The organism is Microscilla marina ATCC 23134, assembly GCF_000169175.1.
In the GTDB taxonomy this organism is placed as follows: Bacteria; Bacteroidota; Bacteroidia; order Cytophagales; family Microscillaceae; genus Microscilla; species Microscilla marina.
This window is the reverse complement of the sequence record NZ_AAWS01000092.1, coordinates 1-14064: the sequence shown is the minus strand read 5'-3', so window position 1 is coordinate 14064 and position 14064 is coordinate 1. Positions and strand designations below refer to the sequence as shown.

The 14064-nt window shown below is 44.4% G+C and carries 11 protein-coding genes; 7 read left to right on the top strand and 4 right to left on the bottom strand.

The features are described from left to right. The 3 genes from M23134_RS36365 to M23134_RS36355 form a co-directional block, all read left to right on the top strand. Positions 1 to 378: helix-turn-helix domain-containing protein (locus M23134_RS36365; RefSeq protein WP_045115037.1), on the top strand; the 378-nt coding region annotated here is incomplete at its 5' end. Positions 379 to 447: 69 nt separating this feature from the next. Further along, positions 448 to 993: a dihydrofolate reductase family protein gene (locus M23134_RS36360; protein WP_045115036.1), complete on the top strand. Its 546-nt coding sequence runs from the start codon at positions 448 to 450 to the stop codon at positions 991 to 993. 72 nt (positions 994 to 1065) lie between these two features. After that, positions 1066 to 1899 (top strand): MBL fold metallo-hydrolase, encoded by an 834-nt coding sequence (locus M23134_RS36355; protein WP_002705767.1) that lies wholly within the window; start codon positions 1066 to 1068, stop codon positions 1897 to 1899. Between the two features lie 864 nt (positions 1900 to 2763). On the opposite strand, the gene M23134_RS39500 is transcribed toward M23134_RS36355, so the two are convergent. Beyond that, positions 2764 to 3972 carry a hemopexin repeat-containing protein gene (locus M23134_RS39500; RefSeq protein ID WP_002705764.1) on the bottom strand — a complete coding sequence of 403 codons (1209 nt, stop codon included), beginning with the start codon at positions 3970 to 3972 and terminating at the stop codon, positions 2764 to 2766. A 619-nt stretch (positions 3973 to 4591) separates the two neighbouring features. On the opposite strand from M23134_RS39500, the gene M23134_RS36345 reads away from it, so the two are divergent. Further along, positions 4592 to 6619, top strand: a complete 2028-nt coding sequence (locus M23134_RS36345; RefSeq protein ID WP_002705758.1) for a Na+/H+ antiporter NhaC family protein — start codon at positions 4592 to 4594, stop codon at positions 6617 to 6619. A gap of 488 nt (positions 6620 to 7107) precedes the next feature. Continuing rightward, the gene (locus M23134_RS36340) at positions 7108 to 7866 is read left to right on the top strand and encodes a hypothetical protein (protein WP_002705756.1); all 759 of its coding nucleotides are present in this window, start codon (positions 7108 to 7110) and stop codon (positions 7864 to 7866) included. A 54-nt stretch (positions 7867 to 7920) separates the two neighbouring features. Here the strand turns inward: M23134_RS36340 and M23134_RS36335 are convergent, their stop codons facing one another. After that, entirely contained in the window at positions 7921 to 9867 is a 1947-nt protein-coding gene (locus M23134_RS36335; protein ID WP_053337458.1) for a M1 family metallopeptidase, read from the bottom strand. A gap of 604 nt (positions 9868 to 10471) precedes the next feature. Here M23134_RS36335 and M23134_RS36330 point away from each other — a divergent pair. Continuing rightward, the gene (locus M23134_RS36330) at positions 10472 to 11269 is read left to right on the top strand and encodes a DHHA1 domain-containing protein (RefSeq protein WP_002705751.1); all 798 of its coding nucleotides are present in this window, start codon (positions 10472 to 10474) and stop codon (positions 11267 to 11269) included. Between the two features lie 100 nt (positions 11270 to 11369). Continuing rightward, entirely contained in the window at positions 11370 to 12104 is a 735-nt protein-coding gene (locus M23134_RS36325; protein ID WP_002705749.1) for an NADAR family protein, read from the top strand. Positions 12105 to 12243: 139 nt separating this feature from the next. Here the strand turns inward: M23134_RS36325 and M23134_RS36320 are convergent, their stop codons facing one another. Both M23134_RS36320 and M23134_RS36315 read right to left on the bottom strand, forming a co-directional pair. Then, a complete protein-coding gene (locus tag M23134_RS36320; RefSeq protein ID WP_002705747.1) occupies positions 12244 to 13209 on the bottom strand; it encodes a DUF4340 domain-containing protein in 966 nt (321 codons plus the stop codon). A 22-nt stretch (positions 13210 to 13231) separates the two neighbouring features. Next, positions 13232 to 14064: Gldg family protein (locus tag M23134_RS36315; RefSeq protein ID WP_045115038.1), on the bottom strand; the 833-nt coding region annotated here is incomplete at its 5' end.

The following is a 14064-nucleotide window of genomic DNA, read 5'->3' as shown; positions in this document are numbered from 1 at the left end:
TTTTTTAAGCAAAGGTTGTTTACATCTACCACCGACAACTACCTGCTCACTTTTACTCATTCTTTGCTGTGCGAAAAAAACCAACCCCTTGCCCAGGTAAGTTGCCAGACGGGGTATTCTCAAAAACACTTCATTCAATTGTATAAAAAAATAGCGGGCATTTCTCCCAAAAAACACCAACGTCTGCATCGGGTAAACCGCGCCATTGAATTGCTGCAGCGCAAAGCCCAATTTTCGTACACTGATATTGCCCACCTGTGTCATTTTTACGACCAGGCACACTTCATTAATGAGTTTCGCTATTTTACTGGGTTGAGCCCCAGCCAATACCTAAGTCTGCCCTTGAGTTATCCGCACGTCATTACTTATTCGGCGTAAGCCAGGAGGTAAATTTTTTCCAATACAATGGCTTTCTATTTTGGTAATCTTGTAAAAAATCAAAACCTTATGAAAAAGATTGTATACCATATTGCCAGCTCGATAGATGGCTACATTGCTACCCCAAACGGAGGTGTTGAACGTTTTTTGATGCAGGGAGCCCACGCTGACGAGTTTCAACAATCGCTGAACGGGTATGACACAGTACTCATGGGCAGAAAAACCTACGAATTTGGCTTTCAGTATGGCATCAAGCCGGGGGAGCCTGCTTATCCGGGATTGCACCATGTCATTGTATCTGGTACCCTACAGTTTGACAGCAACCAGCAAGTGCAACTGGTCAATGATCAGGCAGTAGAATACATTACCCATTTAAAAAAGCAAACAGGAAAATCAATTTGGCTTTGTGGTGGAGGGCATTTGGCGGGTTTGCTGGCGCAGCATCAACTGATAGATGAGGTAATACTTAAGGTAAACCCCATAGTGCTGGGGCAAGGCATTCCGCTGTTTGCAGGCCTAAGCTCGCCCTTGACACTGCAGACAGCCCAACATAAACAATACAAAAACGGGGTTTTGCTGCTTAAATATGAGGTGATAAAGTCGATAGACAGCTGACGCTTTATTAAGATGCCAGCGGAGCATTTACCAAGTTTGAGCCATTGCCAAACCAAAAACCATTGAAATAATATGATGAAAAACCTACTCTTATTTTTATGCTTGTGGGCTTGTGCCTCTAAGCAATCGCAAACCAAACAAGCCTCCTCCAGCAAATTACCCAAGCTCAAGATTAGGTACATTGCCAATATGGGAGTGTTTTTGCACTCGACCAACGCACAAGGGGAAAGTAAAAAGGTATTGATAGACGCACTTCATCAAAAATACCGCCCCACTTATTTATACCCTGACGCTGCCCTTACCCGGCAAATGACCCAAGGCATTTCTCCTTTCGACAAGGTAAACCTGGCATTGGTGACCCATATTCACGCCGATCACTTTGGGGCTTCGGTGTGCGCCCGCCAACTCCGGCAAAACCCAGCTACCCAATTGGTAGGTTCGGGGCAAATACGCGATAGTTTGCAAAAAACCAACCTTTACCCTCAGATAAAAAACCAAATAAAAGTAGCTACCAAAGCCGAAAGCCTGACACTTAACCAGGTTCCCATCAAAATACTCCCCATTGCTCATACCTGGGCACGTCGTCATGGTTGGGTTAAAAACTTTGGCTATATCGTTGACCTCTACGGTAAAAAAGTACTACACGTAGGCGATGCCGAACTATCAGAAGACCTATTCAAAGCGTTGGCGTTGCACCAAGAACGCATAGACGTGGCCATATTGCCTCTTTGGTTTGTCAATTCGCCCCAAGGCAAAAAATTGGTGAAAAAATACATTCGCCCCAAAAACATCATTGCTACCCACATATCGGTAGGCAACGAAGCTCAGGCTTTTCGACAAGTAAAAAAGTATTTCCCTACAGCCATTGTTTTTACTAAATCGGGCGAAGAGTGGACGCTTTTGTAAAGAAGGTTTTTTATTAAGTTTTATTGGCGGGGCGACCACAAGGGTATGTACCTACGTGTGGATTATTGGTGAAATAAAGGGCGACCACAAGGGTGCGCCCCTACATGTGGATCATTGGTGAAACAAAGGGCGATTACAAGGGTATGTACCTACGTGTGGATCATTGGTGAAATAAAGGGCGACCACAAGGGTGCGCCCCTACATGTGGATCATTGGTGAAATAAAGGGCGATTACAAGGGTATGTACCTACGTGTGGATTATTGGTGAAATAAAGGGCGACCACAAGGGTGCGCCCCTACATGTGGGTCATTGGTGAAATAAAGGGCGACCACAAGGGTGCGCCCCTACATGTGGATCATTGGTGAAACAAAGGGCGATTACAAGGGTATGTACCTACGTGTGGATCATTGGTGAAATAAAGGGCGACCACAAGGGTGCGCCCCTACATGTGGATCATTGGTGAAACAAAGGGCGATTACAAGGGTATGTACCTACGTGTGGATCATTGGTGAAATAAAGGGCGACCACAAGGGTGCGCCCCTACATGTGGATCATTGGTGAAATAAAGGGCGATTACAAGGGTATGTACCTACGTGTGGATTATTGGTGAAACAAAGGGCGACCACAAGGGTGCGCCCCTACATGTGGATCATTGGTGAAATAAAGGGCGACCACAAGGGTGCGCCCCTACATGTGGGTCATTGGTGAAATAAAGGGCGACCACAAGGGTGCGCCCCTACATGTGGATTATTGGTGAAATAAAGGGCGACCACAAGGGTGCGCCCCTACATGTGGATTATTGGTGAAATAAAGGGCTTTATGCTCATTCGTAATTGAAAAACTCGTAATTCTCAAATTCGTAATTAATAAGCCGATTCTTTCTTGATATGAAAACGATGGTAAGCCCCATTCTTAAAAAAATAGCCAGGGTGTGATTTCCAGAGCACCGCCGCGTCTGCTGTACGAAAACTCAACTTAGGCCAAGTGCTATTGTTAATCGTTTTGGGGTAACCGGGATCTATTCTGTTTTTGGCAAAGTCATAACGAATGTATTGATTTCCTCTAAAAAAATACACTTTGCCATTGGGGTAAGGCAAAACCGCATCTACTCGTCTAAACATCCTTGAGCCTCCCCAATACCTTTGGGTATTTTTAGGATAGCCAGGGTCTACTTTGTTGGTGCGCACGTCATAGCGTACATATTGAGTCCCGCTAAACAAATACACCTTGTTGTTGCCCTTCCAATAAAAAGCTGCCTCTACCATGCTAAAAGGAAGCCCTCGCCAATATTTACGGGTAGAGCGAGCGGGTCCCACACGGCGCGTTTTACCGTCCCAACGGGCATACTGCGTTCCGCTAAACAAGTATACAATATTGCCGGGGTAATAAGTGGCCGCGTCTACCTTACGAAAAGGAAAACCTTTCCAGCCTTTGCGAATAAGGGTCGGTGATAACCGGGTGCTCCCTCCACTGTTGCCTACGTTGCCCCCTCCGTTACTGCCCCCACTGCCTCCAGTAGTACCACTGGTAGTCACTCGAGAAAAGTTTTGCACCCAATAGTGGCGCCATTTGTTTTTGAGTCCTGGTTTGTAGTAGTAGCCCACCCCCAGGCTTTTGCTCCCCTTGCTCAAGATATTTCTTTTGTGTCCGGGGCTGTTCATCCACTGGCGCATAGTGCCCGCGGGTGTGCTCCCTCCTACGGCTATATTTTCGGCGCTGCCAGAGCCAAATTTTCTAATACGGGTAAAGGTAGCACATACTTTTTGCCCGCCCCGGTCATAAGAGGCATGGTCAAAATAATTGTCGTGTGCCATGTCGGCAGCATGGTAACGCGCTGCCCTTGCCATTTTTGTGTTCCAGGTAAGCGGTTGCAAGCCTCGTTTTTTACGTTCTACGTTTACCAGTCGCAACACTTCTTTTTCGTGAGCTCCGTTTACTGGTGCTACATATTCATTGCCTTTAGCACATCCCCGAAAGGGCTGCGCCTGCAGCGAGGAGGTGAGCAACACCAGTAAAATCAAAGGAAGCGACCTGGATAAGGGAATACTCAATTGTTTGGTTTTCATCATCATGTAAATATTGGTTATTTTCTGAGTGTAAGTAGTTGCAAGCTACCGGATGGTAATGTATACATAAGCCTGCTTGTCATGCTTTAGGTTTTCGCTCAATGCACTTATTTGGCATGGTATACGGGTACATTTAAGGTTTGAGTTTTTAACGAAAGTTTGAGCCAAAAGTGCCAGTGTTCGTTTTTATTTTTGAAAAAAGGACAGGAAGGTATCATTGGACAGGCAGGAGATAAACCAACGCAAATACTATAACAATAGTCCATAGTATTTAGTCGATAGTCGATAGCTGATTCGAGTAAATGTTCACCTTGTTAAATGCTGTAAACCAGTATTTTATATGAAGATTGCGTACTCACTTTATTTTCAAAAGTGTTTCGGTTTTACGCCTAAACACCCAATTAAATAGTTTTTAAATTCATAAATAACTGATAACCAGCAAACAACTTTGACTAAAATCACTGCGGAGTATTGCTATAAATGTTTCGCCAAAATTACAATTTTCTAAAAAAGCGTTTAATTTTGCACCCTGTTTTAAAAAAGGGCTACAAAACAAAAGCATTTGGGCTTATACACAGGCAATTGTTTTGTAACACCAAAACCAATCAAAAAAGATAGCGGCGATATGGATATGAAGAAACTGACCAGAATGTTTGTACTGATTCTGGCTATTTGGGGAATCAACTACTCTGCACAAGCACAAAAAAAAGAGGAGTTGGGTTTTAGGGTAAAGGCATCTAAACAAGCAGTAGTCGGAGCCAAAAAAGTAAATTTCACCATCAAAGTAGTGAACAAAGAAGGAAAACTCGCTACCAAGTTAGACAAACCACTCTCATTTACCATTGCCCAAAAAGACACCATGCTTACTTTTAAAGAAGGGGTGTTTGTGTACACGGCAAAAATTGACAAATCGCAAAACATCACTTTTACTTATAACGACACCCACGTATCTACCACGCGTCGGGTCAAGTTTTTTCCTACCTGGCTGAGCATATTACCTGCCCTGCTTGCTATTGCTTTTGCGCTCATCTTTCGTGAGGTAATTGTGTCTATTTTTACCGGAATATTTTTGGGTGCCTGGATATTGAGCGGCTTTGGCATTGGCAATTTGATCCCGGCAGTACTTACCGTACTGGATACTTACTTGCTCAAGGCACTTAACAACGGTTCACACATTTCTATTATCCTGTTTACAATGGCAATTGGGGGAATTGTGGCCATTGTATCGCAAAACGGAGGAATGGCCGGCGTGGTGCAAATATTGTCACGCCTGGCAAACTCTGCCCGAAATACCCAACTCGTTACCTGGCTGTTGGGGCTTGCCATTTTCTTCGACGACTATGCCAACACCTTGATTGTGGGCAACACTATGCGTCCTATTACCGATCGTTTTCGTATTTCACGAGAAAAGCTTGCCTACATTGTCGACAGTACATCGGCACCTGTAGCTGCGGTGGCTTTTGTTACTACCTGGATTGGGGCGGAGCTTTCGCAAATCCAAGACGCAGTAACCGGCATTAACAAAACGGCTCCCAAAGGCTGGCTCATCAACGAAGGGGCTTATTCTATTTTCTTACAATCGCTTGAGTTTTCTTTTTACCCTATTCTTGCGGTGCTGTTTATGCTTATTTTGTTGTATAGCCGCCGCGACTTTGGCCCTATGTATAAAGCCGAAATGCGCGCCCGGCAAACAGGCGAAGTAAATAAAGGAGAAGCACCCACCGGAGAAGCCGACACCAGTGAGTTTGAGCCAGTAAAAAAAGATTATTTGAAATGGTACAATGCCTTGATACCTATCATGGTAGTGATATTAGGCACCATTGTGGGGTTGGTATATACCGGAATGGATGCCGCCGCACAAAAGCTACATACCAGCAATGTATGGATGAACCTAGCCCGCCTTAACGATGGCGTCGAGCCTTCTTTTATTCGTAAAGTAGGAATGGTTTTAGGAATGGCAGACTCTTATGTTACCTTGCTGTGGGCGTCGTTGCTGGGGCTGATTACCGCCATATTGCTCACGGTGTCGCAACGCATTATGAGTTTACAAAAAACTATGGATGCCATGGTGATGGGTTTCAAAACAGTGTTGCCCCCAGTGCTTATTTTATTGTTTGCCTGGGCACTTGCCAAAGTAAACGCTGACCTGGGCACGGGTGATTACTTGTCTAATTTTTTGCTTGACGTAAAAATGTCGGCCTATTGGCTGCCCGTCATTACTTTTATTCTTGCTGCCATAGTCGCATTCTCGACTGGTTCCAGTTGGGGCACCATGGCCATTTTATATCCTTTGATTTTACCTGCGGTATGGACTGCCGCCCAAAGTGGCAAGATTCCACCTGCCGAGGCTATGACTATTTTCTACCACGTAACATCAGTAGTGCTTGCGGGCTCAGTATTTGGCGACCACTGCTCCCCCATTTCAGACACTACTATTTTGAGTTCGCTGGCGTCGGGTTGCAACCACATAGAGCACGTGCGCACTCAATTGCCTTATGCGCTTACGGTGGCAAGTGTAAGTATTTTGGCTTCGTCGGTATTTTTTGTGGCTGGTTTGCCCTGGTATATTGTGTACCCAGTGTGTATAGGGATGCTCATCGCCGTGGTGAAGTTTGTAGGTAAACCCGTACCCGAACCCGAAGGGATGGCTTAGTAATTACGCTACTTGAATTTATTCATTCCCCATGTTTGCTTTTTAAAGTAAATTTGGGGATTTTTTGTGTCATACCAAGTCTGATTGAAAACCTATACAAACTCACTTATAGTGGTCTTTTTTGGCAAGACCAAGTTCTTCGCTATCGTTACCCGCTCTCTTGGTCAGCTGCGCTTAAGACCAAGAGGAGGGGATAAGCTTGGTGATGGCTTTTAGATGTAGACATACAAAGAATTTAGTGTAAGGGTAATGACAACGATTTGGTATCGCTTCACTCCACCAATCGTCAATAAAAAGTGGCACAAATACTGGGTTAAAATAATGATTTTTTTCACAAACTGTTTAGGGGCATGGGTGCTTCTTCTTGTACTAACATTAGGCTTACCAGTCCAACTTTTAACAAATTGGCAAGAACTCAAGGCTGGTTCCTAAACTTTCTACCGCAAAATCGTTAAATTAGGCAAGAGACACATCAAGCATATAACACTATGAAAAGAAATTACTTATTCTCATTATTGCTACTATTGGGGTTATTAGGTGGCCATGTGCAGCAAGGGCAAGCACAAATTGGCGACATTATAGGCGCAGCAGGTTCGTTGGGTGACGGCTGTTCTAATGGTTGCAGTGGATTGTCGGGTTGTGGGCAAGGCTGTAACGCCAGCGACCTTTTCTTTTTGACCCAATTTATTGAATGGAACAGTCAATGGATACGCAATCACCGGGGGGCGCCTATTCCGTTGGGGGCAGAGCTGATGTTAGACGCCAGTGCTTTGCCTGTCACTTATGGTGTGTATCGTCCTCGTATTAGGGTAAATTTGGGGCTTTTTTCTACCGATTATCGCTACAGTATCTTGGTGCAGGAAATATTGGGCGAAACTGATATTTATGCCACCCACGACTGGCAAATGTTGGTGTTTAACCCGGTACTTACCGATGTATTTGCCCTGCGTATAGGCATAGGCGCGGTGTACGAAGAACTCTCGCGTAATTTGTATCAAGACCATAACCTGGGGCTTGATTTTTATATGTTCGACCAGGCAGTAAAGTTGGGGGTAGAAGGACGCTATGCTTATCATTTTGGCGAACGCATAGCCCCCAGGGTAGAATTAAACGGCGAGCTTAAATTTCGTTTGCTCAATGCCCAACACGCTAAAATATATGCGGGGCTCAACGCTTTTTACGCCCGCTATTACCAGCAAATCAATATATGGAGCATAGGTGTGGGGCTTAATTTTAGGTTTGAATAATTTTTAATAAAAAAACCGCTCTAAGTATAGAGCGGTTTTTTTATTAAAATCTATCTACTTGCCTGTCCAAATATCATTGGAGGTGTTCACGTCGTAGATCACTCGTTGGGGGTCGAGCTGTATGCGCTTGATCTTGCCAGTGCTATGATGCAAGTAGCGGAACGTATTGCCTTTGAACCAGATTTCTACCGAAAGGTTCACAATTTTTTTAGTCCCATTTTCTTCTTCTATTTCCAAAATTGCAGGCATTACCACTCCACCTTTGTTTTCGATGGTAATGATGACTCCTTGCTTAGGGTCGTTTTTACGGTAAGTTACAGATTTGATGCCTTGGTCGATGGTTTCATTGGTATAAAACCATTTTTTCCAGAACCAATCCAGCTCTTCACCCGCCGCATTTTCTATAGTGTTGAAAAAGTCAATGGGCGTAGGGTGCTTGTATGCCCAACGTTTGATGTAGGTGCGGAAAGCGTAGTCAAAACGCTCTGGACCTAATATTGCCTCACGCAACATATACAGCCCCATCGCAGGTTTATAATAAGCGGTCATGCCTAAACTACCAGAGCTTTTTACGATATCGGGGTAAGTATGGATACTTTCGGCATTGGGCGAACGCAAAGCACCTCCCAACAAAGAACTACCCAACAAAGCAGAACTTTTGTACTCTCCTTTGTTAAAGGCAAGTGTGCTGTAGTGGTTGATGAAGGTATTGAAGCCTTCATCCATCCAGGGATACAAACGCTCGTTGCTGCCTACAATCATAGGAAACCAGTTGTGCCCAAACTCGTGATCGGTTACTCCCCACAGGCTTCCTCTGGTAGCTTTCCAACCACAAAACGACAAACCGGGGTATTCCATCCCTCCCACATTGCTGGCTACATTTACGGCCACTGGGTAAGGGTACTCAAACCACATTTTAGAATAATGCTCTATGCTTTTTTTGGTATATTCGGTAGAACGTGCCCAGGCACTGTTGCCATCGCTCTCTATAGGATACACCGACTGTGCCATAGCTTTGCGTCCACCAGGCAGGTTGATGCGGGCAGCATCCCAGATAAAACTAGTAGATGAACCCCAGGCTACATCACGGCTATTTTTCATTTTAAATTGCCAGGTAATAGTACCGCTCTGCTTGGGACGGGTAGTTTTGGGCTGATTGATTTCTTTATTGCTGATAATAGCCACTGTTTTGTCGCTCTTGGCAGCTTTGTCAAAACGCTTGATTTGCTCTTTGGTCAATACATCTTTAGGGTTTTGCAGTTCGCCCGATGCCACCACAATGTGGTTGTAAGGCACCGTAAGTTTTACATCATAATCGCCGTATTCGCAATAAAACTCACCTGCGCCCAAATAAGGAGCCGTATTCCAACCCCTGATGTCGTCATATACACACATGCGTGGGTACCATTGCGCCATACTATAGATGATCCCGTTTTTAGTTTTTAGCCTACCTGTTCTGTCCATGCCATATTCAGGCACCTTAAATTGAAAATCAATATCTATCGTTATTTTACCCCCTTTAGGCTTTAGGCTTTCGTTTAACCTTATTTGCATGCGGGTATCGCTTACTACATATTTGGCTGCATAGCTTTTGCCACTTGTTTTTACTTTTATGTTGCTTAGTTTATAACCTCCATCAAAATCTCCGGTGTATCTTCCACCACTTAAGGCTACATTTACCGCCCCGCGAGCGTCTTTCTTAAAACGGTTTTGCCCTAGTTGCAACCACAAAAAATCGAGTGCATCAGGGCTGTTGTTAGTATAAGTAATGGTTACATGCCCCTTAAGCTCGTGGGTTTTATCGTTGAGGTTTGCGGTAAGTATATAATCTGCTTTATTTTGCCAATATTCTGCCCCAGGCGCTCCCGAAGCCGATCGGTAAGGATTGCCCTGCCAGTCAACCATAGGCAAAAAGGTATTAAGGTTATTTTGAGCCTGAGCACCCCCCAACACCATAAAAAACATGATCACTGATGTACACCAGTAGGTAAGTTTTTTCATAATTTATTCTAAAAAGTTGATAATAAGATTAATAATTGTAGCCTGAAGCTATTTCAGTGCTAATCTATACAAGTCGTTCGTTTATTCTCAATTATGCAGCAAAAATAATCAATCAGGTATAGATCATTTTGGAAAAAAATGCTTTTTGTCTAATTTTCGTCAAAAAACATTGTTTTGAAAGCTTTTGTTTTTTTCTTATGTTTATTTTTTCGCTTTGATTGATTTTTTAGAGCTTACAGTATGTATTATCAAAAGTTGACACGCGGTTGTTGTATTGTTTCGCTACATTCATTGCAAATATTTTTGTAAAATGACGCTCAACACGGTAATCATCTTTGAACTAACAAATTCATCACTGAATGAAGTGGAGGCTATGCCAACATCCCGCTTGCGGGGCACCCAGAACCCTGTTGAGGCTCTAACAAAAAATCATAACCCACTGAAAACAAGCATACTATGAATTTGTTAGTTGCCTATCGAACAGGGTGTACCTAGAACCTTGTTGAGGCTTCTAAGGGTGACTACCTCATTCAATAATATCACTATTGTTGGCAATTATTTGCCCCTTTAGTCTATAATACACCTTAAAAAACGATTTGAAATAATGAGAACTTATGTACTTTACCACGCCCATTGTACCGATGGTTTTGGCGCTGCTTATGCTGCCTGGAAGATATACGGAGACAAAGCCATTTACTTGCCTGTAAAGTATGACAACCCCATGCCTAAGTTAAAACATCGTTCGGAGGTGTTCATCGTAGATTTTAGCTATCCAAAAGCCGAACTTTTAGAACTGGCAAGCCTCATGCACGAGGTAACCGTGCTTGATCACCACAAAACGGCTAAAGAAGAGCTGGGGGGAATTACTGAAGGCGACGCGCCTAACCTGTCTATTACTTTTGATATGGAAAAAAGCGGGGCAGTACTTGCCTGGGAGCATTTTCACCCGAACGAAGAAATTCCTCCCCTTATTTTGCACATTCAAGACAAGGACTTGTGGAGGTTTGACCTAAAAGATACCAAAAAAGTGATTGCTTCGCTTACTTCTTACTCGATGGATTTTAAGCTTTGGGACAGGTTTGACCTCAATACGCTGATTACCGAGGGGGAAGCTATTTTACGTTACCAAACCCTGACTGTAGACAAGCTTTGTAAAAATGCCCGCATGGTACAAATTCTCGATTATACGGTGCCTTCGGTAAACAGTGGCGTGTTGCAAAGTGAGATTGGCAACCGTTTATGCGAGATTTATTCCGATAGTCCATTTTCGGTGGTACATTTCGAAACAAGCGATAAAACCCGTTACAGCCTGCGCTCAGTGGGCAGCTTTGATGTGTCGCTAGTAGCCAAAGAGTTTGGGGGAGGTGGGCACAAAAATGCCGCAGGGTATATCAAGCGGTAGAGAATGAGGGAGGGGGGAACTGTTCTAGAATGATGAAGGCTCCCTCCCACTACCACAAAGAAAAAAAAGCTAAAAGCTAAAACCCCACTCAAAGAAAAAAATGATCTTACCCCACACTACATTTATCAACCAGGCACCGTTGTTTTTGCAGGTATTGGTTCATTATGATCAAGGTTACCTGGCTCCTTTTGAGTTTGAACTGCCTCCGCTCGAAGAGTTTAGAATTGATTTGGGCAACCAACCCGAAGATGACTATTTGAGCATTGAACTAATGAATAAAGCAGTATTTGAAGAAAAGATACTGCCTCGTCAAGTGCTACGTACACACTATTTGCTTAATCATTGGCAAGTATCGGTGCTGAAAGACCAAGTTGTAGAAGATTGTGAGAGCACTTTTGACTTTAGTCAGGCGATTTACTTTTACGCTAAAGAGGAGGCTTACGGCGAGTTGTCTAATTTTGCCGATTTTGGCATCGAAATCAATGGATTGTTTTATCCTACAATAGAGCACTATTATCAAGCCCAAAAGTTTGATGCCCCCGCCTACTGCGAAAAAATAAGGCTTGCCTCTACCCCCAAAGAAGCCGCCGAACTAGGCAAAACCCGGGAATTGCCCTTGAAAAGCAATTGGGATCAAATAAAATCTGACATTATGTGGCAAGCCGTTCAAGTCAAGTGTAATACCCACCCTAGCATTGCCCAAATCCTGCGCGATACAGGCGATGTATTGCTGATAGAAAATTCACCTTATGACGAATACTGGGGCATTGGCAGGGCTGGCAAAGGGCACAACCACCTGGGCACATTGTTGATGCGGGCACGTAAGCAATTATAGTTTCCAGATACCTTATTTACTGGTTTTATTCACACCAATGCCCCAGCATTTTTTGGTTTAGGAGTACATTTCACAAAAAACATTTGCTCATAAATATTGGGGAGTGGTGAGACCTCTCCCCAATAAAAACCTCAGCCGTTTAGTCTGCCTTGACCAACGAATCGGTTTTGTCGGTCGCGTTTTTTATAAAATCGGATTTGGGCTTGAAAATATCGGCAAACATGCCTGTTTTTTTGCTGCGAAACACTGCCGATGGGTTAACACTCGACCGAAGGTATGCCTCATTGCCTTTGTCAAACGCCTGCACAATGACTGGCGTTGGCTTGCCATTTTTTGTGAGTTTTTTCCCCGAAAGGGTCAACATATATTGAGGGGCTGAGTTGGGCTGAAAGTCATTGGCGAAAGCATCGCTACGTTTGCTGGCTATTGTATTGAGGTAAGCCAATACCAAACTAGAATCTGCCTTGGCACCGTCCATTGTCCACCCTTCTTTGTCTTTTTTGAGGGTAAAACTACTATCAGCGGGGTAATTAAACTCTACCTTGTCTACTTGAGTACTCACAAAGTTGAGCAAGTCTTGATTGCGCCAGTGGTTCAAAGGCTTGTTGAGGCTTGCCACGGTATAGTTGTCAATGGCGTACACCTCGTTTTCGGTAGGCAAACGTACATACACCGTTCCTCCCTTTTCTGCCTTGCCTACCAACAAGCTGGTAAGCTGGCGTCCGTTGGTGCCCAATAAGGTCACGCGGGTGGCCAGCGAATCGGTCAGCTGATAGGTCGCCCATTTACGCTGGCTTTTTGCCACCAGGCGTTGGGGTTTTACATCGCGCAGACCATTGAGCAAGGCAGCAATTTTACCATTTTGGGCAAGTGCCTGCAGCTGTCCTCGTTGCAGCACCCACCCTTGCGCGGTACGACTAAACCTTATTTCCTGGTGTTGCTCTATTTGAGGGTTGAGCACGATTTTTTGTACCAGGGCAGTGTCTATGGCTACTATTTGGCTGCGAAAGGTGCGGCTGCCTTGGTTGGCCTTTACTGCTTTGGTAACTATGTACAGGGCAAATAACCCAATAAATATGGCCGCAAGTAATTTATTGTTATACATTGTTTATTTCTTTTTCTTTTAGTTAAACCGACGCTTCACTCATGCGCATGCGACGAATGGCTTTGCGTTTTTGCACGCGTACGATGCCATAAATGATGACTAGCAAAATGGGAAACAAAAAGTTAAAGTATTTTAGAAAACTTTTGGTTCCTTCACTGATTCCCTGGCGTAATGGGCGAAACTTCACTTGTTTGGTGCGCAAGTCTATCAGCCCGGTATCGTCTGAGAGCCAATCTATCGCATTTGCCATAAAGTTGACATTGTCTTCGTTTACCTGTTGTCCCTGTTGGGCAGCTACGGCAAAGTCGCCATCGCTAAACACCACTATTCTAGACTTGGCTTTCCCTTCCGCTTTGTCTTCCAGGGCAGCCGCCACTACTTGCCGGGGTTCGTTAAAATCAGCTTCCTGCCAGTTGCGCTCCAGCGAAATAGGGGCACTGGCGGGCAATACTCCCGAACGCTCAGAAGTATAAGCAAGCGGGGTAAATTTTTTGGTAGAATCACCATTAAAACTCAAAGGGTTGGCAAACTGAAAAAGTACTGCTTCGAGCCCTTTAGAGGCCGGGTGATCAGCAAACTTGTTGAGCAAAGGAAAGTAAAAAAAGCGTTCTTGTGACTGTACAGTCATATTGCCCACCCGGCGTGGAATGCTCACTTGCCCGCATTGTACATCAATTACGACTTTATTGTCTAGCGTAATCCCTTTTTTTGCCAGCCAAGGCTCCAGTCCGGTGTGTATGGGGGTGAGCGGTACATTCAACTGTTTGGGAGCATCTACTTTATTGAGCGCCATCACAAGTTGCACTTCTGCCAAACGCTTCCAGTTGGGCATGTGCTTGCCGGAAAGTGTCGCGG